This window comes from Planktothrix sp. PLAVEN19ND (assembly GCF_057220675.1).
The window spans coordinates 889,474-913,650 of sequence record NZ_CM170132.1 but is presented as its reverse complement, the minus strand read 5'-3'; the positions used below and the strand labels follow the sequence as shown (position 1 = coordinate 913,650).

Sequence of the window (24,177 nt, the reverse complement as noted above, 5' to 3'; positions counted from 1 at the left end):
TCTAATCTGACAATCCTCGTTTTAAATCTATTGCTAATTTGCTAAAACTTAATTTAGAAATTGTTCCGGTCAGCACCCATTGTCTGACGACTAATCCTAACCAGATTCCGGCTAAAAAAATAATCCAAAATATTAGGATAGATTGGGATTCCAGACCACTGGTTAAGTTCATGCCAAATACACAGGAAATTGCCGTCAAGGGAAAGAAAATTGAGGCTAAAGTATTAAGCCGATGGGCGGCTTTAGTGGAGGCTTCTGTTTCTTTAGCAACTTTGAAATCCAAGGCATTTTTTGTGTTAATATAAAGGATGTCTAAGGTGCGTTCAATTTCATAAGCTCCATCTCTTAAATCAATTAGATCTCGATCTTGAGGGATGGCTTCTCTCGCAGTTTGTAAGGTAGCGTGCAGGTTTTCTATTGCTAACTGTAGAGGGGTAATCGCTTCTAAGAGTGTAAAATAATCTTCGGCAGTTTTAGCAATTTTATAGAATTGATTTAATTCTTCTTCGGCTGAATTATACTCTTTAATATGATTGGTTAATTGTTGCAGTGCCACACCGCCTTTACTACATTCCCAACGACCATCGGGTTTTCGCCAAAATAATACGGCATCTCGCTCGCGATCTCCAGGTTCTGGAGCTTTATGTAATACTAATAATAGATTATCTTCCGCTATTATTGCCCGTTGCTTGCCAAAACTTTTTTGACCCAAGCGATCGGAAATTGTGACGGGAAGATTCCAAGTCAGGGGTAATTTCATAAGGAAAAGAGGTAATGGGGATCACGGATTTAAGAGGATTTCACGGATTTCACGGATTTTAATCTGCGTAATCCTCTTAAATCCTTGATAGGTAATGGGTTTTAGGAAAAGAGGGAATAATGATTACTACTCTTATTAAAATACTCGAAAAATTCATCACCATTGCCCATTGCCTATTCCCCATTACCTATTTTAAAGTTATTTTTAAATCCTTGATAGGTAATGGGTTTTAGGAAAAGAGGGAATAATGATTACTACTCTTATTAAAATACTCGAAAAATTCATCACCATTGCCCATTGCCTATTCCCCATTCCCTATTTTAAAGTTATTTTTAAATCCTTGATAGGTAATGGGTTTTAGGAAAAGAGGGAATAATGATTACTACTCTTATTAAAATACTCGAAAAATTCATCACCATTGCCCATTGCCTATTCCCCATTACCTATTTTAAAGTTATTTTTAAATCCTTGATAGGTAATGGGTTTTAGGAAAAGAGGGAATAATGATTACTACTCTTATTAAAATACTCGAAAAATTCATCACCATTGCCCATTGCCTATTCCCCATTCCCTATTTTAAAGTTATTTTTAAATCCTTGATAGGTAATGGGTTTTAGGAAAAGAGGGAATAATGATTACTGCTCTTATTAAAATACCCGAAAAATTCATCACCATTGCCCATTGCCTATTCCCCATTCCCTATTTTAAAGTTATTTTTTATCTTTTTTCCCGTGGGGATTATCTGGTTTGGGTTCGGGTTCGGAAGATTTTAAGGCTTCATCTAAAACGGCTCTGGCTTCTTCTGCTTTGCCCCTAGCTTCTCGATATCTAAGATTAGAAACTGCGAAATTTTTTAACACCTTAAAGCCGTCTTTTAACTCGGTTATTTCTTCCACCGTCACAGATTGATCTGTGAACAAAATATCAATAGATTCTCGGACTTTTAAGGCTTCTTCTTTTGATTCCATCACCTTCAATTTCAAAGAAGCCAAATTACTCAGAATTTGCACAGCTTCGGAAATAGCATCTTCTTCTTCCAAGGGACTATCATCGGGCTCTTTAACTTCTATGAACTGTTGGGGACTAAAGCCTTCTTCCAATTCCGTTGGTAGTTTACCCGTATCCATCAATTCCATAAGTTTGTCCATCGCTTTCTCCCTGGCTTGAGATGAATCTTTGCCACGGACGGTAAGAACGATTTCGGGACTTTGAGCTAGGGTGTAGCGAACCATATTAACACAGACTGCCTACTATAACTGCTATATTCCATTGTAACAAAGATTAGGTTAAGTTTGTCTACAAATTTTGAATTAATATTTGCAAAAAAATCCCGCTAACCCTTAAAATATAATCAAGATCAAATAGATTGATATGATTTTTATTGAGTCTGAACTATGAAAGAACAATTGATTAAATGGTTGAATCTAGTTTTAGTGGCAAATGTTTTTTTTGTATTATTTAGTTTTTTTTGGTTAGTCGTTGCGGTTTTAGGCCATTCTTTTAAAGTTAATCTGGGGTTGGATTTATGGTATAAACTTTGGGAACCTGTATTTACTCCTGCGATCGGAATTTTAATGGGCGGGGCGATTTTGAGTTGGGTGATTAGTAAAGTTAATCAATTATTTTTCAGTCCTAAATCTGATTAATCCTAAAATCAAGGTTGGGTTTGATCATCTCTAAACCCAACCTATTGAGAAAAATTTTTATCCTTTTAAGGATAAGGAATAATTAGGAATATTCCCCAAGCTAAGAAAGAAAAAATTAAAAGAAAACCCATTCGCCAGTAAAAGCGATCGCGTTCATAGTTTGTCATAGGTTTAAACCTCCTTTTGATCTTGGGGAATTCGGGTAACTCCGTGTTAACCCAACCTTTAGAAATTCCTTATTTTTTGAGTTTTTCTCCTAAGAGTTGATTTGTGAGTTTAGGGTCAGCCCGTCCTCCAGTTTTTTTCATAATTTGACCGACAAAAAATCCTTGGAGTTTGGTTTTCCCCGCGTGATATTGCTCTAATTCCTTGGGATTTTCTAGCAAAACTTGATCAATAATTTCTGCTAGTGCTTTAGGATCGGATAATTGAATTAATCCTTTTGCTTCAACTAATGCTTTAGGAGATCCACCTTGGGTTAAGAGTTCGGGTAATAAATCCTTAGCAATTTTACCACTAATAGTTCCCGCTTCAATTAAAGCAATTAACTCCGCTAATCCTTCCGGTTTTAAAGCGACTTCAGTAACACTACATTTTTCATTTTTTATATGGGCAGTAATATCACCCATAATCCAATTTACCGCTTGTTTAATATTAGCTCCAGCGGCAATTGTGGCTTCAAAATATTTAGAAATAGGGTGATCATCCGTTAATACCCGGGTATCATAGGGTGATAATCCTAATTCTGATTCATAGCGATGGCGTTTTTCTGCCGGGAGTTCAGGTAATTGAGATTTCCAGGTTTTTAATTGTTCAGCAGATACTTGAATTGGGGGAAGATCGGGTTCAGGAAAATAGCGATAATCGCTTGATCCTTCTTTTTTCCGCATACTAATTGTGCGTTGACTTCCTTCTTCCCATAAACGGGTTTCTTGAACAATTTCTTCCCCGGTTTCAATTGCCTTAATTTGCCGTTCGATTTCATGATCAATCGCCCGTTGGATAGCACTAAAAGAGTTCATATTTTTGATTTCAACTTTAGTTCCGAACTCTTTTTGTCCCACCGGACGCACAGAAATATTCACATCACATCGCAGAGAACCTTCCTGCATATTGCCATCACTTACGCCCAAATAACGCACAATTCGACGTACTTCTTGGGCATATTCGGCTGCTTCTTGTCCTGAACGAATATCAGGTTCAGAAACAATTTCAGCTAAAGCAATTCCAGCCCGGTTATAATCCACCATAGAATAGGTGGAACCGGAAAGACGATCACTGCCACCATGAACTAATTTTCCCGCATCTTCTTCAATATGTAAGCGAGTAATCCCAATAGTTTTACGAGTTGCACTGCCATCTTCATCGACGATTTCTATTTCTAAATGACCCTTGATGGCAATGGGTAAATCATATTGAGAAATTTGATAATTTTTGGGCAAATCAGGATAAAAATATTGTTTGCGATCAAATTTACTGTAAGGGGCAATTTCACAATTTAGGGCTAACCCGGCTTTTACCGCATATTCTAAAACTTTTTCATTTAATACAGGTAGCACACCAGGTAGTCCCATACAAATGGGATCAATATTCATATTAGGATCGGCTCCAAATTTCGTCGAAGAATTGGAGAAAATCTTGGTTTCGGTGTTCAATTGACAATGGGTTTCTAACCCAATAATCGCTTCGTAATCAGTTTTAACAGGTGCAGTAGTAGTCATAGACATCCATCGGAATTTTCTTAACAACTACTCTCTATTGTATAGTAATTTTCGATAGATTGTCATATTTTATCCTAGGATTTGCCAATCCCGAATTAGGTGAGAATACCAAATTCCTAGAGCATTAATCAATTGATCCAATCTTCTCCGACTCTAATAGTTAAATCCGAGCCAATTTCCCCCGTTGAGGATGATTTAAGCTCACCTAAACCTAGGGTTTTTTGCATTAGTTTAGCCGCGCCCAAATCTCCTCCTTGAACAATGATTTGGGTCTTCAGTTGTTGAGTGGATTCAATCGGAGCTAAATAAACTTGACTAAATCCTTTATCGGCTAAAAAATTGAGCATTTTCTCGGCGGATTTGGGATTACTAGAAACATTTTGAATTGCAATTTTTAAATCCTTGGATAAAGTTTCATAAGCAGAGGGTTCGTAGGCACTTTTTAAGGTATATCCGGTTGAATCTAAGCGAAAGTATTGATACATGACTCGATCGCGTCCCCGTTCATCAATTAACCAATAACTACTCCCAAAATTATTCTCAGAACTAGAACTCCCAGGTAACATTACCATTTTAAAATTCTGAGGTTCCAGATTCAAACCAAAATTAACTAAGGTTAAAATTTCCTCAAAGTTTAAATTAGTATCAATATATTTTTGCATAATCCGAATAATTTCAGGAACACGAGGTAAAACCGTCGGATCTTTAAGTCGAACTAAAATTGCTTCCATTAACGCTTGTTGACGCTGTACCCGACCTAAATCTCCATAACCATCCCCCCGAAACCGCACAAATTGATCCGCTTGTTCGCCATTAATTGTTTGCCAACCGGGAGCTAAATCAATTTTTAATTGTTGACTTTTATCTTGATAGGACATGGGTTGAGGAATATAAACATCTACTCCTCCTAAAAAATTAACTAATTCTCGAAATGCACCGCTACTAACCCGAATATAACGGTTAACTTCAACTTTATTTAAAATATTTTGAATCACTTCTTTTGCTAATTTAGGGCCACCCCAATAATTAGCTTCATTAATTTTTCCCGTACCATAACCCGGAATTTGAACTTGAGTATCCCGGGGTATTGATAACAGACTCACGGATTTGTCTTGGGGTTGAAAATTTACAAATAACACCGTATCACTGCGACCTTTAAACAGATCGGGGGATGAGGAAGAACTATTTGGATTGCCATCAATTCCCAAAACCAAAATATTAACTGGACGAGATAAACTATATTTAAACCGATGTTGCCATAGCCCATCTAAAATATTGGATTCTGGCTCAGTAAAATCAAATTTTTCGGGAGCCAATAGGGCTGTCATTGCCCCTAGAATTGCCGAGGTACTAGCCAGAAATAAAACCACAAAACTGAAAAAAAATAATTGGAGAACTTTAGGCTTTTTTCGAGAAGGGAATGGAGAAGTCATAGGCTGATTTAACGATAACTTTTGATTTGAACATATAAACTGAAAATCCATCGTCTAACAGTAGGGTTCATTTGTCAATACGATTGAATCATCTTTGATATTCTCCATTCCCTGTTGATCAAATCCTTAAAGTTTTAATCCCGCTTCCTGTAGCCGCTCTATAGAAATTTTAGCGGATTCAGCCACGTGGGAATGATGATCTTTGGCTAAATAATTTAAAGCAGAAAGGCTTTTAGGTGTGACTAAATTCCCCAGGGCTTCGGCTAATCGTTGCCGAACTAACCAATCTTCAGCTTGAGCAAATCGCAGAATTTTATCAACAGATTCAACATCTTTAATTTCTCCGATCGCAGCAATTGCAGCTTGATGTAAAATCACTTCATCACTATCTAATGCAGCCAATAAAACATCCCGGGCGCGAATATCTTTTAGGTTTCCCAGGGAGACCGCCGCACTAAATCTAACCAGCCAATCTGTATCCTCATAAAAAGCTCTAACTAAAGCTTCAAATGCTCGAATATCTCCCAGATATCCCAGGGCTCCTGCGGCATCGGCTCTCACCCCATAATCCGGGTCAGTTTCTAATAGTTTCACCAACAGAAAATAGCATTCTTCTGTTGGTTTAATTCCCAGGGCAAAAATCGCCATAGAACGGACTTGTAAACTTTCATCATCTAGCACTTTTTTAATTAAAGGAACCGCATCCTTTGGCGGAACATTTCGCAAAGAAGCTAAGGCTAATAGACGATCTCGTAAATTTTTGCTATCTAGCTGATCGGCAATATTTTCTAAATCTAATGGTTGACTCATTTGTAAATCAGGTTTGGCTAAATCTTTACTTATTATAGTCAAATTAGAAAAAATTTGCAGAACGAATTGTTAGAGTTTTTGATCAACCGCAAAATGTCCCCAATGTTCTTCCCCTTGACGTTTAGGTGTTGATTCATTTACCAGATGCAGGGAAAGAATCTGAAATTTCCCTTGAAAATACCGTCGAATTTCCGCCGGGGTGATCCCAAAAGGTGGCCCTCCGGCAAGGGAATGGGTAAAAAACAACCCGAATAATTGCCCATCGGGTTTCAGAATTGACTCCACTAAGTCTACATAATCAGCGCGTTTATCTGGGGAAATCGCACAGAAACAAGTATGTTCAATGACATAATCAAACTGTCCTAAAAACTCCTGGGGTAAGTCAAAAATATCCTGTTGTAAAAATTGCGCCGAAGTGGGTAAATATTTTCCTGCTCCCTTTAAAATTAACGATTTATTGATGAATAATTGTTGATATTCTAATGCGTCTTTAATCGCAGAATCCACAAAATCAAACCCAATTACCTGAAACCCATAACTAGCAAATAAGAGGGCATCATAACCCCGTCCACAGCCTAAAATCGCCGTTTTTCCGGGAGGTGGAGCCTCAGAAGATTGCAAAAACTTCACAAATGGCGGGGCGGGTTCTCCTAAGTCCCAGCCTGTGTTTCCTCCTTGATAGCGTTCTTCCCAAAATTTTCTTTCATTAACTGATATAATCATAATTATCTGTATTTTTGAATGGAGTTAAACTGATTAGAGATTTAATAACCTCCTCTCCTGTTAAGTTTCTAAGGTTAAAAATCTTGTGTTTCTTCCCACAAACCCTTTTAGAGTATTGTTATGGAATTTTACCAATCTGTGCGCTATTCATCTGCTTTAGAACAAGCCATTGATCGGAATCCATTTATTATAACACCAGAAACTTGTTTGGCAGACGTGATTAAAATACTGGGTCAATCTCAAAATCATTGTCTTTTAAATTCCGGTAGTTCTTTAGTGGAAGAATCCCAGGCAAGCTGTGTTTTAGTCATTGCTCAAGACTCAGAAAAAATTATTCCTGTACTTCCCGATGAACAACCTCACACGGCTTCGGTTTTAGGAATTATCACCGAACGGGATATTGTTAAGTTAATAGCAACAGAAATTTCAGATCCTGCCAGAAAAAAAACTCTTAATATAATCAGAGCCGCTGAAATTATGTCTCCAATTTCTGTTAGTTTAACAGAATCAGATGATCAAGACATTTTTACAGCTTTATCCCTATTTCGGCAATATCAAATTTTACATTTACCCGTTTTAGATATTCGAGGTCAATTAGTGGGAGTGATTACCCCAGAACGAATTCGTCGTGTTTTACAACCTGCTAATATTTTAAGATTACGACGAGTTGGAGATGAAATGATCACCCAAGTGATTACGGCTCCAGTCACAACATCCGTATTAAGTTTAGCCCAAATGATGACCGCCCATCAAGCGAGTTATGTAGTGATTTTTCAAGCTGGAACTCAGAAAAAATTAACCCCCATTGGATTAGTAACAGAACAAGATATTGTAGAGGCGCAATTTTTAGAATTAGATTTAGCCACAACTTTTGCAACAACGGTAATGAGAAATCTGTCCTTTTCTTTGAAAATCAATGATTCTCTGTGGATGGCACATCAAGAAATGCAAAAACAACAGGTACAACGACTGATTGTTTGTGGAGATGAAGGGGAGTTATTAGGAATTATTACACAGGTTAGTTTATTAAGAATGCTTGACCCGACGGAAATGTATCGAGTGGTTAAACAACTCCAACAATCGGTTCATCAATTGCAAACGGAAAAATTAGAATTGTTAAAAAGCCGGAATGCTGAACTAGAAAGACAAGTTCAAGAACGCACTTCTAAGGTGGAAGAACTGCAACAGTTAAATATTCTCAAGGATGATTTTTTGAGTACGGTTTCCCATGAACTCCGCACCCCCTTAGCTAATATGAAAATGGCAATTCATATGTTAAAAATTGTCCCCGATTCAGAGCGAGGTAAAAAATATTTAGAAATATTAGAATCTGAATGTATGCGAGAAACTAATTTAATTAATGATTTATTAGATTTACAACGTTTGGAATCTTCCGCCACACCTATTCCCCTGGAAAATTTAGATTTATTAGAATGGTTTCCTAATATTATTAATCCCTTTTACTCTCGCACTAAAGAACGGAGTCAAGTGCTAAATGTCCAGTATTATCCTAATTTACAATCGATTAAAACTCACCCGAATAGTTTAGAAAGAATTATAGCAGAATTGTTAAATAATGCCTGTAAATACACTCCCAATGGAGGAGAAATTTTCTTAGGCATTCATTATCGTTCTTTATCTAATTGGCTAGAATTAACTTCGACAACTAAAAACAAACGTAAAACGAAGACACAGAATGTTTCTTTACCCTCTCCCCCCATTTCTGACCCCTTACAAATTGTGATTCGCAACCCAGCCGAAATTCCTGAACAAGAACTTCCCCGCATTTTTGAGAAATTTTATCGAGTTCCGAATTCAGACCCCTGGAAACAGGGAGGAACGGGGTTAGGATTAGCTTTGGTTCAAAAGTTGGTGGAACAATTAAACGGGACAATTCAAGTGGAAAGTAGCCAGAATCTCACCACTTTTACGATTGAATTTCCCCGTTAAGTGACTGCTGATTAAAAACGGGGTATGATCATCATGTATGATTAAATTTAGACACAGCAACACCGAAAATTTTTATTTTTGATCCCTATGAAATATTTAGCTTTAGCAACGGATTTTGATGGAACTTTAGCAACGGATGGTAGGGTCGAGGATTCCACCTCAAAATCCTTAGAATTATGGCGGGAGTCGGGGAGAAAGTTAATCTTAATTACGGGGAGACAACTGGATAATCTTATCGATCATGTTTCCGTAATTCATCGGTTTGATTGGGTGATTGCAGAAAATGGGGCGGTTTTATATCAACCCTCGACTCAAGTAGAAAAAATATTAGCGAAGCGCCCTTCTGAAGCGTTTATAAGCTGCCTGCGCGATCGCATTCACCAAAAACAACAACAATTACAAAACCAAGCCATTCCCGAGGAATTTTCCCGAATTGTTCAAACCCAAGCCTTAGAAACATTAGGGGTTGGACGAGTAATTATTGCCACTTGGGAAGCCTATTTGGAAATCACCCAAAAAACCATTCAAGAGTTAGGGGTTAATCTTAAAATTATTGCCAATAAAGGAGCCGTGATGATCCTACCCGAAGGGATTAATAAAGCCTCTGGGTTAAAGGCTCTTGCTGAATTCATAAACCTATCCCCTGATAAAATTGTAGGGGTTGGGGATGCGGAAAATGATTGTGATTTTTTAGCAGATTGTGGTTATTCCGTAGCCGTTGCTAATGCCTTACCCCAAGTCAAAGAAAGGGTTAATTGGGTCACGAAAAATAGCCGAGGATCAGGGGTTAAAGAATTAATCGATCAAATTCTCAATTCAGATAACTGATAACTGATTATGAATCGTCGTAATTTTTTAACCGGGTTAACCTTAACCGGAATGGCTACTCAGTTTCCTATTCTGGCTCAATCTTCATCAGTTCAAAGCTTACTGAAACCGAACGCTTTAAAACCCGGAGACATGGTTGGGTTAGTGACTCCCGCCAGCCCGATTTTAAAAGAACATTTAAAGTGGATTCAACTGCAATTAGGACAACAGGAACTAGCGGTTAAAGTTGCCCCCCATGTTATGAGTGAATATGGCTATTTAGCCGGAACCGATCAACAACGGGTATCAGACATTAATCAAATGTTTGCTGACCCTAATATAAAGGGAATTATTGCGACGGGTGGTGGTTGGGGAAGTGGTCGAATTTTACCCTTATTAGATTATGATTTAATTCGCAAAAACCCTAAAATTTTTCTAGGTTATAGTGATATTACCGCTTTATTATTAGGATTATATAGTCAAACCGGATTAGTTACCTTTCATGGATTATTAGGAACTTCCGTCTGGAATCCCTATTCGGTCAGTTGGCTAAAAAAAGTCCTATTTGAAGGACAAGCTGTAACCTTTAAAAATACCAATAATGTTCGGGTTGAAACAATTTATCCCGGTCAAGCCCAAGGGAGGTTAATCGGAGGAAATTTATCAGTTTTATCCGCTTTAGTCGGTTCTAAATATTTACCAAATTGGCAGAATACAATCCTATTTGTGGAGGATGTCGGCGAGGATATTTACCGAGTTGATCGAATGTTAACCCATTTAAAACTAGCTGGAATTTTAGATCAAATTTCCGGGTTTATTTTTAGTCAATGTACCGCCTGCACTAAAGGCGAGGGAAATGAACCCTCTTTAACCTTATTGCAAGTATTAACTGATCTCATTCAACCGTTAGAAATTCCAGCTTGGTATGGTTCAATGATCGGCCATATTCGAGATCAATTTACAGTTCCTTTGGGAGTACCAGTAAAAATTAATACCAGTCAAGGAAGCATCGCAATGCTTGAAAATGCTGTAATCTACAAATAAAATAAAAATAAAGACGTATTAATTTTTACATTATTTGCGTTAGAATTAAAATTAAGAATTTTCCCGAATCACGACAAATTTCAAATTTTGATGAGTTTTGTTACCTATGTCGTTTCTTTTGTTCGCTTTTTGCTCGAAATTGTGAATACTTGTATCGAAAAGCGATCGGTTTCTTAAACGGAGGTTAAATTTTCTCAACAATATAATAAGTTTTGTATTTTAAAATACTAGATTTTTAGTAAAAATTTAATAAATTTAAAATCTTTCAAAAAAGTATAGAAATTCTTTATAAAAATTGGCAGACATTGTGGTTTAAGTTGACTACACTTAAGCCAGACTGTAAACCGTAGAATTTAGTTAATTACAATTCTCGCAATTCTGCTTTTGCTAATCTATTCCTAAATCCTCTAATGAACCTATATTTCAAGGAAGCGAACTTTTATGATGTTCTCCCAGTCTCAAGAACAACTGAATGCCGTACCTAGTAGTTCCGTTGATCGAACTGAAATGACACGGATGGCGGTTCAATGGGCGCAGAAATATTATGCTAAAGCAGCTGCTCATCATCCCCGGACTCCCCATCATTTCTTCTTAGAAAATCATGAAGTTGATGTTACCGAATTTGATCAGGATCGTTCCCGCACTGTGGCAGAGTTAATGAAAAATATAAGCCTGTTGGGAACCCTGGCTTGGAATAAAGTAGGAACTATTTTAGGGATTGACTGGAATCGTTATCCGGTGAATAAACTATGTTTACAGGACACAGACACACTGATTCAAGATGTGTGTAATTTATATCATCAAGCCTTAGAAGTTTTTGCTCAATATGAATACCCCTTTCGTTTGTCAGTTTCTCTAGGGAGAGAAACCGTAAAACTGCGTCGCAAATACTCCCAAACTGAACCCTTAATGTTGGTTTTAGTCCAGTTGCAATTCCACTATATGGGTCGAATGTTGTTAGAGTGGATGTCGATGAAAGAACGAACAGTTTTCTTTCTCTACTTCAAAACTTTGGAGGATTATTTATATTCTCCCCTGGGGGAAGTTAATGATTTAGCTGGAAAACATTTATCGGATTCTCCAGCCTTAATTGCGGTTCAACAATTACTCCCCATCCTGACCACCGTTGCCCATCAGGTTTACCACACAGTACATCACTTAAACCCTGGGTATTGCAGTATCAGCGGAAATGTCAAAAATCATATCCTGCAATATTCGAGTACCCGTGATATTGAGTTATTTCAAATTTATCTTTGCTGGTGCGTCTTAGAGAATAGTTTACGTCCCATCCAACGAGAATTATTTCCCATGTGTGTGATTTTATATCCTCGACTCCATATTAGTTGGAAATTAATTCAGGATATGTTAGATGCCCTGTCAGAGGCATTGGAAAATCGGTTACTTCCTCAAAATTTTGCCGTCTTTTCTCCCTATCTTCAAGTATTATCAGAAATATTTTCTGATCAGGTTGTGCAATCTGTATAATCACAAAAACCGGGTTTTTTAAAGAATTAATTTTTGATTTTAGCCCATAGATAATAGTGAAAAACCCGGTTCCTTATTTAACAGTTAGGATTTCCACTTTCCTAATTCATACCAATGTTGAAAGGCTAACCAAATTCCTGATAACAACCCAGCTACACTTAACGTGATCCCACTATAGGGAACTAATAAACCAAATATTGGTAATATTCCCCCAGAAATTGTACAAATAATTGCGACCCAAGAGGCTTGACGGTTTTTCCCTAATCCCCAAACTGCTAATAATAATACTGGAGAAATTACTGTCCAAGCGAGTTTTGCATCAATCAAACGACTGCTATAGGTTAGGGTTAATAAACAGGCAAAAAATAGTCCGGCGACAATCGCAACATCTCCCAAGGTTAAGGGTAAAGACAGATATAGTAAAATGATCCACCACAAAAAGATAGCTGGAGCTAATAATAATAATCGCGGGATCACACCTGTATTACGAATCGGAGCGGTGGCGGTAAATATTCCTAATGGATTTTTAACGGAAATATTGCCTTCATAAATCCAAGAAAGTTGTCGATTTTCCCCGCCTTCTTTGGTGATGGTTGGCACTGCCCCGGCAAATTCTGCATCGGGAAAATTAGCTAAAACATTTAAGCTAAAATTTGATAATAATTGCTCTCCAGGTTGATAAACCCAACGGGGGGCACCTTGAGCTTGATAAGTCACCTTGAAATTTGTAGTTTCCCCAGGAGGTAATTTAAACGGAAATCCATAATCTCCCGGGTTGACTTGTACTAAGGATTTTCCATTTTGTTCGACTTGGAAATCTTGTAATAATAAATAACCGTAAGGTGGGGGAACTTCAAAGAAAAAGTCTGAGATACCTTTGAGTTGATTTTTTACTTGATATTCTCCCACAAAATCAACACTATAAATCCATTGTTTGGTTTCGGGACTGGTAGTTTGATTGATTTTAACCTGGATTTTTGATCCAGATAAAGTCATCCAACGGGGTACAATCCTGGTACTTTTAATTTCAATAGTTTTACCCTCAATATATTTATAATCGGTAAAAGGTTCTTCAATTTCATAGCGAATTTTAGGTGCTGTTTGTTCTAAACGTTCTCCAGCAACGGTGGTGGCAATTTGAGTAATACGTTGTTGTTCCCAATTATGATAGCGATTAGCCAAGGTAGAACAGAGAAAAAATCCACTGGTAATTACCAGAACAATTAGAATTAAATGCGGTAAAGTTTGCATCCATTTCAGATATTGTTCTAAGGCTGTTTTAATAGCAGGAATAGAAATAGAATCCCCCGGTTTTTTCATCGACCAGTTAATTAGGGATAATATTACACCAATTGCTATTAAAAAAATAGCCAATTTCATCAGGATTTTAATCACTATTGATCCCAATTCCATTAATTCATTAGGATGGGTCAAATCAGGAATACTGGGAATACTGCCAAAAAAAATATTCATAGAATCTTTGAAAATTAGTAGAGTGGGTAAAAAACCGGAGTAATTCTTACCCATCCTACAAGACTAATTATTAATTTTCCGAATTAATTCAAATTAATCCAGATTTAATAGGGTGTAACTGCCAAAAACTTTCAAGGTTTCTGTAAAGGTTTTTAATTCCGCTAAAGCTAATTGTACCGAGGGTTCATGACTATCCGCTTCTAAATCCATAAAAAATAGATAATCTCCCAATGAGCGCTTACTAGGACGGGATTCAATTCGGCTTAAATTAATTCCTCTATCGGCAAAAATTGCTAAAGGTTTTGCTAATGCTCCCGGAACATTTGCTGGAACACTAAAGCCTAAAGAGGTATATTTTCCCGATCCTGAAGGTTGTAGACTTACTACCAAAAATTTTGTACAATTATCGGGATAATCATTAATAGGATGGGCGAGAACAGGTAATTGATAGAGTTCTGCTGCTCTTAAAGATGCGATCGCGGCTGAATCCGTTTCATCTCTAACTGATTGTAGGGCTTCTGTGGTTGAATTTTTAGAAATTAATGGCACATCACAAAGGTGTTTTTCTAACCATCCTTGACACTGAGCTAGGGCTTGCGGATGGGAATAAACCACTTGAATCTTAGCAAAATTTTTAGCTTGAGAAATTAACGCATGGCTAATAGGAAGGATTAACGCCTGTTGAATTTGAAGACAGCCAATTTGCCACAATGTATCTAGGGTCATAGTAACACTTCCTTCAATGGAATTTTCAACAGGAACTACCCCAATATTGGCATCCCCTTTGGCAACTGTCCATAAAGTTTGACTAATACTTGAACATGGGCATAACATTGCTTCTTCCCCGGTTTTTTGGGTGAGATATTGAGCATAAGCTAGGGCTGCGGCCTCTGCATAAGTTCCCGATGGGCCAAGATGGGCAATAGAAACAGTCATAATTTTAGTTCCGTAAATAATAAATGGATAGAAAGGGACGTTACAATTATTTATATTATTCTCATCAACCTTACCATTATGATCAAGCGACTACCTATTTTTTAGGGAATACACGCCATTATTCTTGATCGGTGACTCTTGATTGATGAAAATAGTTTGAATAACTCTTAAATTATATTAAGATAAGTTAAAATTAGTAGACTTTTATAACTTTCTATATGTATACCCACTTTCAAGCCTCCCAAACAGTTGAAATGGCTGTACCAGAGCCAAATTTAATTCACCATTATCTGCGTCAACCGAAACGCTTGGTCAAGGCGCTAGTTGATCCGACCCGTTTAGATGCCTTAGCAGAGGACATTTACCGCCTAAAAATGCGTCCTTTGCAGTTTATGATGTTTAGTTTACAACCAACGGTAGACTTGAAACTGTGGATACAGTCCGATGGCACCCTAAACTTAAAATCTGTCGGATGCGAAATTCGTGGAATTGAATATATTAATCAACGGTTTTCCTTAAATTTAGTCGGAAAATTATATCCGGTTGAATTGCAAGGAATTACCTATTTAAAAGGTCAATCTGATTTAAAAGTTAAAGTGGAACTTCCCCCGCCATTATGGTTAACACCCCAACCAATTTTGGAAACAACAGGAAACGGATTATTAAAGAGTGTGTTAATGACGGTTAGACACCGATTAGTTCATAATTTATTATCGGATTATTCCCATTGGTCTGCTGAACAATTAGGGGATGTGGCTCCACAGCCCCAATCTGTTATTCAAGTTTCAAGTGCTGAATGTTAGGGGTTAAATCAGGATTAAAATGACTGAAAATTCAGAACGGGTAATTGAACATGATCGATTATTTAAAGAATTGCTATCGACGTTTTTTTGGGAATTTTTAGAATTATTTTTTCCTGATTTAATTCCCTATATTGATCAATCCTCTATTACCTTTTTACCCCAGGAAGTATTTATTGATATTACATCGGGGAATCGTCGAGAGGTCGATCTATTAGCAAAAGTTAGATTTCGAGAACAGGAAAGTTTTTTCCTCATCCATACCGAAACTCAATCCTACGCTCAAGCGGATTTTGCCCGGCGGATGTTCCATTATTTTGCTAGACTAGACGAAAAATATGCACTTCCGGTTTATCCGATTGCACTATTTTCTTTCGATACCCCCCAACGTCTGGAACCCAATAACTATCAAGTTGAATTTCCCGACCGGAAGGTATTAGAATTTAGCTATGCAGCGATCCAACTGAATCGTTTAAACTGGCGGGATTTTTTACGTCAGCAAAATCCAGTGGCGGCTGCATTAATGGCTAAAATGAGAATAGAACCCCAGGATCGACCCCAAGTTAAAGCGGAGTGTTTACGCTTGTTAGTAACGTTACGGTTAGATCCAGCCAGAAATCAATTAATTTCGGGGTTTATCGACTCCTATTTGCGCTTAAATTCTAGCGAAGAAGTCGTTTTTACCGAAGAACTCAATCGCTTAGGATTAATTCAGGAGGAAAGATTTATGGAAATTGTTACAAGTTGGATGGAACAGGGAATTGAACAGGGAATTGAACAGGGAATTGAACAGGGAATTGAACAGGGGTTACGACGAGAAATAACGTTCATTTTGCGTTTGCTAAGTCGTCGTTTAGGAACAATTAACCCCGAAATTTCAGAACAAATCCGCGGTCTTCCGATTGAACTAGTTGAACAACTAGGGGAAGCTTTATTGGATTTTGAAACGGAGTCAGATTTGTTAAATTGGTTAGCTGAAAATTGTTCCTAATTTTATAAAGGTAGGGATAATTGACAACAACCAAACGATTGACGATGTTGGCAAGTAATACCATAATCTTGGATCGCTTGACGGTGTTTTGCGGTTCCGTAACCTTTGTTTTGTTTTAAATCATATTCAGGATATTTTTTAGCTAAACGAGTGATTAATTGATCTCGCCAAACTTTTGCGATAATACTAGCGGCTGCAATTGCAATAGATGTACTATCTCCTTTAATGATAGTTTGTTGTGGAATTAATAATTGTGGAATCTTCTGATTTCCGTCAATTAAACAGAGTTCGGGTTGAGGATTTAACCTTAAAATTGCCCGTTTCATGGCTAATAATGTCGCTTGTAAAATATTAAAGCGATCAATTTCTTTAACGGACGCCCAACCGATTTTACAATCAATGGCGATCGCTTTAATTTCAATCGCTAACCGAGAACGAATCCCTGGAGTTAATTTTTTACTATCTTTAACTCCAGCGCTGGTTAATTGAGCCATACCATCCTCCGACAAAATTACCGCCGCCGCCACCACAGGGCCAAATAAAGCCCCCCGACCTACTTCATCCACTCCCGCAATTAAAATAGAAGTTAGAGCCTGATATTCTGTCATTTAATTTTAATTTAGAATTGCTATAATTATCAATAATAGATTAAAACGAATCGTTTAAAAATAGAGTTTATGAAAAAGATTGTTTTAATTGCTGGGTTTGAGTCTTTTAATGCTGAGTTATATCGCATAGCCGCCCAGTTAGCCAGCGCTCGTTGTCCAGAATTAGAGATTTGTGTGTTTAGCGATCGCGCGATTTCTGATCAACCGGATACTGTCGCCATGGCCATAAAAAATGCCGATGTTTTTTTTGCTAGTTTATTATTTGATTATGATCAAGTATTATGGTTACGAGAGCGGGTACAAAATATTCCGATTCGGTTAGTTTTTGAATCCGCTTTAGAATTAATGAGTTTAACTCAAATTGGAGCGTTTAAAATTGGGGATAAACCCAAAGGAATGCCCAAACCTGTACAATTTATTCTCAGTAAATTTTCTAGTGGCAAAGAAGAAGATAAACTGGCAGGTTATATTAGTTTTCTCAAAACAGGCCCGAAATTATTAAAATTTATTCCCGTTCAAAAAGTTCAAGACCTGCGTAACTGGTTAATTATTTATGGGTATTGGAATGCCGGAGGCACAGAAAATGTCGTGGCGATGTTCTGGACAATTGCTACTAATTATTTAGGGTTAACCGTTGGCGAAATTCCCCCTCCGATAGAAACCCCTAATATGGGATTATTACACCCAGATTATAACGGTTATTTTGAATCACCAAAAGCCTATTTAGATTGGTATAAAACCCAATATCCAAATGCAGTTAACGATCCCGTTGTCGGAATATTGCTGTATCGTAAGCACGTTATTACTAAACAAGATTATATCCCCCAACTAATTCGCTATTTTCAACAAGATCAATTAATCCCTTTACCAATTTTTATTAATGGTGTTGAGGGTCATGTAGCCGTGAGAGATTGGATCACAACAACCGATGAATTTAACAATCGAGAACAGGGAAAAATTGAAACCTTATCCTTATCAAAAGAGGCTGTAACCGTTGATGCAATTGTTTCTACCATTGGGTTTCCTTTAGTTGGAGGGCCAGCCGGATCAATGGAAGCCGGACGACAAGTGGAAATTGCTAAACAAATTTTAACCGTAAAAAACGTTCCATATTTTATCGCTGCACCCCTACTAATTCAAGACTTATTATCCTGGACTCGTCAAGGAATTGGCGGTCTACAAAGTGTAGTTTTATATGCCCTACCAGAACTCGATGGTGCTATTGATACCGTTCCTTTAGGGGGGTTAGTAGGAGAAAATATTTATTTAATTCCTGAACGAGTTAAACGTTTAACTGGACGGGTAAAAAGTTGGATTAAACTGCGAAAAACACCTCCAGAAAAGCGAAAAGTTGCGATTATTTTATATGGATTTCCCCCTGGATATGGAGCCACAGGAACCGCCGCTTTATTAAATGTACCCCAGAGTTTATTAAAAGTTTTACAAGCCTTAAAAGCTCAAGGATATACGGTTGGGGAGTTGCCAGAAACTGGGGAAAGTTTAATTCAAAAGGTCAAAATAGCCGATGAAACCTTAGAAGCTCAACAGAACTTTAGTTTTGCAGAAAATTCCGTTATTTCTAATCAAGTGAATGTCAATCAATTAGAGAAATGGTTAGGATATTTACAACGAAGTAGGATTAAAAAACAATGGAAATCCTTAACAGAAACCGGAATTAAAACCTTTGGAGAAGATTATCATATTGGTGGAATTCAATTAGGAAATATTTGGGTGGGAGTGCAACCGCCTTTAGGTTTATCCGGTGACCCCATGCGGTTAATGTTTGAGAGAGATTTAACTCCCCATCCCCAATATGTAGCTTTTTATCAATGGCTACAAAAGGAATTTAAAGCTGATGCAATTGTTCATTTTGGGATGCACGGAACTGTGGAATGGTTGCCCGGATCACCATTAGGAAATACGGGCTATTCTTGGTCAGATATTTTATTGGCAAATTTGCCCAATTTATATCTTTATGCAGCTAATAATCCCTCGGAATCAATATTAGCAAAACGTCGAGGTTATGGGGTATTAATTTCCTATAATGTACCCCCCTATGGTCGAGCGGGACTGTATAAACAATTAGTATCTCTACGGGAATTAATAGCTGAATATCGAGAAGATCCGCAGAAAAATTCTACCCTTCAGGAATCAATTAGTCAGCAAATTGTTGATATGGGTTTAGAGGTAGATTGTCCCTTTCAGGAGGGAAAAAAATTAGGAATTGCCTTTACAACCGAAAATGCTCGATTATTTAGTGTCGAAGTTATTTATAACTATTTTATCAAAATTTATGATTATTTACAAGTCTTAGAACAGCGTTTATTTTCATCAGGATTACATACCTTTGGAGAAAATCCAACGGCAGAAGAATTAACCACCTATCTGAATGCTTATTCTACCGAATCCATGAATGAGTTGACCTTGGAAACTGAGACTCAAATTCGAGAATTATTATTACAAACATCCGATGAATTAACTAATTTATTAAAAGGATTAAATGGGGAATATATCCCCCCAGCCCCCGGCGGGGATTTACTGCGAGATGGGCCAGGAGTTTTGCCAACCGGACGTAATATTCACGCCTTAGATCCCTATAGAATGCCCTCGGCTGCGGCCTATTTGAGAGGACGAGAAATTGCTCAAAAAATCATTAATCAACAGTTAGCAGAAACTGGGAATTATCCCGAAACCGTTGCCGTGATGTTATGGGGTTTAGATGCGATTAAAACTCGTGGAGAGTCTTTAGGAATTATCTTAGAATTAGTGGGAGCCGAACCAATTAAAGAAGGAACCGGGCGAATTGTGCGGTATGAATTACAACCTTTAGAACAAGTCGGACATCCTCGGATTGATATATTAGCCAATTTATCAGGAATTTTTAGAGATAGTTTTGCCAATATTATCGAATTATTGGATGATTTATTTGTGCGAGCGGCTGATGCGGAAGAAGCGGAGGAACAAAACTTTATTAGAAAGCACACTTTAAAGTTGCGATCGCAAGGAGTAGAAAACCCGTCCGCCCGTTTATTTTCTAACCCATCTGGAGATTTTGGATCGTTAGTTAATGATCAAATTGTGGATGGAAATTGGGAATCGGGAGACGAATTAGCAGATACTTGGAAAGGACGGAATGTATTTAGTTATGGACGCAAAGATCAAGGACAAGCTAGACCGGAAGTGATGACACAATTGTTAAAAACAATGGATAATGTTGTTCAAGAAATTGATTCCGTAGAATATGGGTTAACGGATATTCAAGAATATTATGCCAATACGGGCGGATTAAAACGGGCGGCGGAAAAACAAAAAGGTCAAAAAGTTAAAGCCAGTTTTGTCGAAAGTTTTTCTAAAGATACCACTCCTCGACAATTAGAAGACCTATTAAGAATTGAATATCGGACAAAATTATTAAACCCGAAATGGGCAGCAGCCATGGTCAATCAAGGAAGTGGTGGGGCTTATGAAATTTCTCAACGAATGACCGCCTTAATGGGTTGGGGAGGAACAACCAATTTCCAAGAGAATTGGGTTTATGATCAAGCCTCTAAAACCTATGCTTTAGATGAAAAAATGGCAACTAAATTAAGACAAGCAAATCCCGAAGCCTTTCGTAATATTGTCGGTCGAATGTTAGAAGCCCATGGCCGAGGATTTTGGGAAACCGATGGGGAAACATTAGAAAAATTAAAATCTTTGTATGAGTTAACCGAAGCAGATTTAGAAGGAGTAACCCTTTAATTTTTCTGGGGCGTTTTCGTGTCTTAGTACCTTTATGGTTCCTTCCTTTTTGCCCTGTACAAGTCACGAAAATAAAATGATAAGCTAGAGCTATGAACCTCGATTTAGGAGAGCTTGGATGGTTGCAAAAAATGTAATAGAGGTTTCTGCGGTTCCCGCCGTCAAAACCGTTTTGGCCGGGTTTCATGCCCTATCTGACCCTCTGCGTTTGCAGGTTATTAATCTGTTACGAGAAAAAGAATTGTGTGTTTGTGAACTTTGCGAACAGTTAGCCGTCAATCAGTCTAAACTATCTTTTCACCTAAAAATTTTGAAGGAAGCCGGATTATTGGGAAGTCGGCAAGAGGGACGTTGGATTTACTATCGTCTAAACCCTAGCCAGTTTGGAGTCCTAGAAGCCTATTTAGCCGAGCATTACCATGCGAGTCCCATTTCAACCTCCCACTCAGATTGTGATTAAGGGAGGCTGTATAGTTGTTAATAGAATTGTCTTCTTTTTAATAAACACTGGATGGAATTGATCGGGCTATAATTAAAGTATCAAGGTATACTTTGTAAGCCGATTCAAAATCCGGCATTCTATGTAAAAATAAACAATCATGTAAATTGGAGTCTGAGACCAATGACCAACCTGGGTTCCTTTTATTGGAGTTCTCGTTATCGAGGCAATGCTACACCTGAAAATATCGTGTTTAATGCTAATTTGCAGGAATTTGCTCAGAAGGTGGAGTTTATCGTTGGCCTCCAAACCGGGGGAAAACTTTCAGCAGAAGAATCTTATGTACAAATCGAAATCTTGTGGGAACAACTTCGAGAGAGTAAACAACATCTGGGAATTGACAAAAAAGCCGGATAATAGCCTGAATATAGAATCACTAAAATAAAGGGCGCAGATCAACTGCACCCTTTATTTTTAGTCTGGATTTTGGCAGAGTTGTTTCTATATCAATTAATGTCTGCCTGTAATTCCGAGATCGCCGTCCATTCTCGATTAATTGCCAACCAATACATAATCGTTTGTTCTATCTTGATTTTTGTTTAAGTCCCGCTGAGTCTTGTCTAACTGTACTCATTTCGACTATGATATAGTTGTAATAAATCGTAAAATGGCCAGACAATCGGGATCAAAATTATCCTGATTTTCTGCAACGAAACTATACTATCGTCAGTTTAAGGAGTATTATTCATGGCTGAGAGCCTGCGTGTTGGCCAAGTCGCCCCGGATTTTAAAGCAACGGCCGTTGTTGACCAGGAGTTCAAAGACATTTCCCTGTCTGACTATCGGGGTAAGTATGTGGTTCTGTTCTTCTACCCCTTAGACTTTACCTTTGTTTGCCCAACTGAAATTACTGCCTTTAGCGATCGCGCCGAAGAATTCAGCAAACTCAATACTCAAATTCTTGGGGTTTCCGTCGATAGTGCCTTTTCTCACCTCGCTTGGATTCAATCCGATCGCAAATCCGGTGGTGTGGGCGATCTCAACTATCCACTGGTGGCTGACCTGAAAAAAGAAATCAGCACTGCTTATAACGTGCTTGATCCTGAAGCTGGAATTGCTCTGCGCGGTTTGTTCATCATTGACAAAGAAGGGGTGATTCAACACGCCACGATCAATAACCTCGCCTTTGGTCGTAACGTGGATGAGACTCTGCGGACACTGCAAGCCCTGCAATATGTTCAAGCTCACCCCGATGAAGTCTGTCCTGCGGGTTGGCAACCGGGCGACAAAACCATGATCCCCGATCCCGTCAAGTCCAAAGAATTCTTTGCGGCGGTCTAAGATTAGGTTTTAGACAAGATTTAGGAACCCGTCTTTACAATTGTGTGAGGGCGGGTTTCGTCTATTCCGTAAGATTGTTTTACACTAAGATGAGTACAAACCACAAACTATTATGCTGACTTCTAACGATTTTACGGGTTTAATTAATCGTCGATTTTGGAATAACTTTTTTCCGATCCCCGCCACTAGCAATTTACAGATAGGGTTGAAAACCCCCGATTTTCAATTACCCGATATTACCAATGGTCAATTAGTGCGGTTATCTCAGTTTCGAGGCGATCGCCCCGTGATTTTAGCCTTTACCCGCATTTTTACCGAAAAACAATATTGTCCCTGGTGTTATCCCCATGTTAGAGCGCTGAATGAAAATTATGAAGCCTTTGTGCAAAGGGGAATAGAAGTTTTGATGATTACCAGTACCGATGAACGCCAAAGCAAAATTGTAGTCAAAGATCTGGGGTTAAAAATGCCATTACTGAGTAATCCAAGCTGTGGCATTTTCCAGTTGTATCAAGTGGGACAAGCCCTGGGGGCGCCCTTACCCGGGCAGTTTGTCTTAGACAAAAAGGGCATCTTGCAATATAAACATTTGTTTTCTTTTTTTGATTACAATGCTAGTATTAAAACCCTATTGGAAGTAGTCGATCCCCTCACGAGTCCCAAAGCCTAAAATCCGTGACTAAACAGACTGGATTTCCCTGGGAATCATAACCCCAATAGGAAGGATAACAACCCTCACCCCAACCGGAATGAAAGGCAATAATATTCAATCCGGTTGATTCATCTAAACAGAAATTTGTCCAATCCCAGGTATCAACATAGGTCTGATCTAAGACTTGATCCAAATGATGATAATAACTTTCAAACTCACTATCAGAAAGAGAAGATAAGTATTTGACCACTTCCCCATCAATAAAACATCCCGTCCCAGAAGTGACGGTATAACCCGATTCTTGATCCTTTTGAGAAGATAGCGCTAATTCCCATCGAACCGCAGGTTGATCTCGAATAACTAACATCCCATAGGCGACCCGTTGCTCTTTTTGGTCATGGAATGTGGCGATACTCAGTTTCACCGGATAACGACCCGCAGCTAGGGTTTGAGTCAAACACAGATGAGAATTAGGGACAACCAAAGGATCACAAACGGCAATTTTCCCAGAGGTTAAAACTAATTCACCGAGGGTATGGACGGAATAGGTAATTTGATCGTTATGTTGATCAAGGGTAGTTTGAAAACAATAACCATGTTGAAATGCTTGATTCAAGTCAGTGGGATTCATCCTTTCTATCTGCCTTCTAAGTGAAAACTTGATGATTTGTCCTTTTAAAGCAAACCGTTTTTAGAGGTAAAGTTTGGTTGTCATTGTAACGAATTATGGGTAAATTTTAGAGATTGACAGAACAATTCAAGGGTTCTATGATAAGTCTTTTTACTTAATTTATGGTCAGGAATTATCAAAAAATCT

Annotated in this window: 22 protein-coding genes; 12 read left to right on the top strand and 10 right to left on the bottom strand. The window is 38.0% G+C overall.

Features of this window, described 5'->3' with window-relative positions:
• Window position 1: 1 nt before the first annotated feature.
• Window positions 2–760, bottom strand: coding sequence for a CorA family divalent cation transporter (locus AC2D3N_RS04020; protein ID WP_079677937.1), 759 nt, complete (start codon window positions 758–760; stop codon window positions 2–4).
• A gap of 710 nt (window positions 761–1,470) precedes the next feature.
• Window positions 1,471–1,992: a hypothetical protein gene (locus AC2D3N_RS04015; protein ID WP_079677938.1), complete on the bottom strand. Its 522-nt coding sequence runs from the start codon at window positions 1,990–1,992 to the stop codon at window positions 1,471–1,473.
• Between the two features lie 162 nt (window positions 1,993–2,154).
• On the opposite strand from AC2D3N_RS04015, the gene AC2D3N_RS04010 reads away from it, so the two are divergent.
• Window positions 2,155–2,406 carry a hypothetical protein gene (locus AC2D3N_RS04010; RefSeq protein ID WP_484692855.1) on the top strand — a complete coding sequence of 84 codons (252 nt, stop codon included), beginning with the start codon at window positions 2,155–2,157 and terminating at the stop codon, window positions 2,404–2,406.
• A gap of 236 nt (window positions 2,407–2,642) precedes the next feature.
• Here AC2D3N_RS04010 and gatB read toward each other — a convergent pair whose 3' ends face one another.
• The 4 genes from gatB to AC2D3N_RS03990 all read right to left on the bottom strand — a co-directional run bounded on the left by gatB (window position 2,643) and on the right by AC2D3N_RS03990 (window position 7,093).
• Window positions 2,643–4,127 carry an Asp-tRNA(Asn)/Glu-tRNA(Gln) amidotransferase subunit GatB gene (gatB, locus tag AC2D3N_RS04005; RefSeq protein ID WP_079677940.1) on the bottom strand — a complete coding sequence of 495 codons (1,485 nt, stop codon included), beginning with the start codon at window positions 4,125–4,127 and terminating at the stop codon, window positions 2,643–2,645.
• 128 nt (window positions 4,128–4,255) lie between these two features.
• A complete protein-coding gene (locus AC2D3N_RS04000) occupies window positions 4,256–5,560 on the bottom strand; it encodes an LCP family protein (protein ID WP_079677991.1) in 1,305 nt (434 codons plus the stop codon).
• 126 nt (window positions 5,561–5,686) lie between these two features.
• Window positions 5,687–6,370: a HEAT repeat domain-containing protein gene (locus tag AC2D3N_RS03995; RefSeq protein ID WP_484692854.1), complete on the bottom strand. Its 684-nt coding sequence runs from the start codon at window positions 6,368–6,370 to the stop codon at window positions 5,687–5,689.
• A 69-nt stretch (window positions 6,371–6,439) separates the two neighbouring features.
• Entirely contained in the window at window positions 6,440–7,093 is a 654-nt protein-coding gene (locus AC2D3N_RS03990; RefSeq protein WP_484692853.1) for a methyltransferase domain-containing protein, read from the bottom strand.
• A 120-nt stretch (window positions 7,094–7,213) separates the two neighbouring features.
• On the opposite strand from AC2D3N_RS03990, the gene AC2D3N_RS03985 reads away from it, so the two are divergent.
• From AC2D3N_RS03985 to AC2D3N_RS03970, 4 genes are all read left to right on the top strand, one after another.
• Entirely contained in the window at window positions 7,214–9,043 is a 1,830-nt protein-coding gene (locus AC2D3N_RS03985) for a CBS domain-containing protein (protein WP_079677942.1), read from the top strand.
• Window positions 9,044–9,130: 87 nt separating this feature from the next.
• Window positions 9,131–9,871: an HAD family hydrolase gene (locus tag AC2D3N_RS03980; RefSeq protein WP_484692852.1), complete on the top strand. Its 741-nt coding sequence runs from the start codon at window positions 9,131–9,133 to the stop codon at window positions 9,869–9,871.
• A 9-nt stretch (window positions 9,872–9,880) separates the two neighbouring features.
• Window positions 9,881–10,894 carry a S66 peptidase family protein gene (locus AC2D3N_RS03975; RefSeq protein ID WP_484692851.1) on the top strand — a complete coding sequence of 338 codons (1,014 nt, stop codon included), beginning with the start codon at window positions 9,881–9,883 and terminating at the stop codon, window positions 10,892–10,894.
• A gap of 441 nt (window positions 10,895–11,335) precedes the next feature.
• Window positions 11,336–12,379, top strand: coding sequence for a hypothetical protein (locus AC2D3N_RS03970; RefSeq protein ID WP_484692850.1), 1,044 nt, complete (start codon window positions 11,336–11,338; stop codon window positions 12,377–12,379).
• Window positions 12,380–12,463: 84 nt separating this feature from the next.
• Here AC2D3N_RS03970 and AC2D3N_RS03965 read toward each other — a convergent pair whose 3' ends face one another.
• Entirely contained in the window at window positions 12,464–13,852 is a 1,389-nt protein-coding gene (locus AC2D3N_RS03965) for a hypothetical protein (RefSeq protein WP_484692849.1), read from the bottom strand.
• 93 nt (window positions 13,853–13,945) lie between these two features.
• The gene (gene pheA / locus AC2D3N_RS03960; RefSeq protein ID WP_079677947.1) at window positions 13,946–14,788 is read right to left on the bottom strand and encodes a prephenate dehydratase; all 843 of its coding nucleotides are present in this window, start codon (window positions 14,786–14,788) and stop codon (window positions 13,946–13,948) included.
• Between the two features lie 218 nt (window positions 14,789–15,006).
• Here pheA and AC2D3N_RS03955 point away from each other — a divergent pair, with 218 nt between their 5' ends.
• Together AC2D3N_RS03955 and AC2D3N_RS03950 are read left to right on the top strand one after the other, a co-directional pair.
• Complete coding sequence (locus AC2D3N_RS03955; protein ID WP_079677948.1) at window positions 15,007–15,591, top strand: DUF1997 domain-containing protein; 585 nt, start codon at window positions 15,007–15,009, stop codon at window positions 15,589–15,591.
• A gap of 19 nt (window positions 15,592–15,610) precedes the next feature.
• Entirely contained in the window at window positions 15,611–16,579 is a 969-nt protein-coding gene (locus tag AC2D3N_RS03950) for an Rpn family recombination-promoting nuclease/putative transposase (protein ID WP_484692848.1), read from the top strand.
• A 2-nt stretch (window positions 16,580–16,581) separates the two neighbouring features.
• Here AC2D3N_RS03950 and AC2D3N_RS03945 read toward each other — a convergent pair whose 3' ends face one another.
• Complete coding sequence (locus AC2D3N_RS03945) at window positions 16,582–17,187, bottom strand: ribonuclease HII (protein ID WP_484692847.1); 606 nt, start codon at window positions 17,185–17,187, stop codon at window positions 16,582–16,584.
• A gap of 69 nt (window positions 17,188–17,256) precedes the next feature.
• Here AC2D3N_RS03945 and bchH point away from each other — a divergent pair, with 69 nt between their 5' ends.
• From bchH to AC2D3N_RS03920, 5 genes are all read left to right on the top strand, one after another.
• Window positions 17,257–20,928: a magnesium chelatase subunit H gene (gene bchH / locus AC2D3N_RS03940; RefSeq protein ID WP_484692846.1), complete on the top strand. Its 3,672-nt coding sequence runs from the start codon at window positions 17,257–17,259 to the stop codon at window positions 20,926–20,928.
• Window positions 20,929–21,046: 118 nt separating this feature from the next.
• Entirely contained in the window at window positions 21,047–21,388 is a 342-nt protein-coding gene (locus tag AC2D3N_RS03935; RefSeq protein ID WP_079677952.1) for an ArsR/SmtB family transcription factor, read from the top strand.
• A 162-nt stretch (window positions 21,389–21,550) separates the two neighbouring features.
• Window positions 21,551–21,784 carry a DUF7219 family protein gene (locus AC2D3N_RS03930; protein WP_079677953.1) on the top strand — a complete coding sequence of 78 codons (234 nt, stop codon included), beginning with the start codon at window positions 21,551–21,553 and terminating at the stop codon, window positions 21,782–21,784.
• A gap of 330 nt (window positions 21,785–22,114) precedes the next feature.
• Entirely contained in the window at window positions 22,115–22,708 is a 594-nt protein-coding gene (locus AC2D3N_RS03925) for a peroxiredoxin (RefSeq protein ID WP_079676678.1), read from the top strand.
• Window positions 22,709–22,820: 112 nt separating this feature from the next.
• On the top strand, window positions 22,821–23,378 hold the full coding sequence (locus tag AC2D3N_RS03920; RefSeq protein WP_079676677.1) for a peroxiredoxin family protein: 558 nt from the start codon (window positions 22,821–22,823) through the stop codon (window positions 23,376–23,378).
• Here AC2D3N_RS03920 and AC2D3N_RS03915 read toward each other — a convergent pair.
• On the bottom strand, window positions 23,359–23,991 hold the full coding sequence (locus AC2D3N_RS03915) for a DUF4241 domain-containing protein (protein ID WP_079676676.1): 633 nt from the start codon (window positions 23,989–23,991) through the stop codon (window positions 23,359–23,361). The two genes, AC2D3N_RS03920 and AC2D3N_RS03915, sit on opposite strands and share 20 nt — an antisense overlap.
• Window positions 23,992–24,177 lie beyond the last annotated feature (186 nt).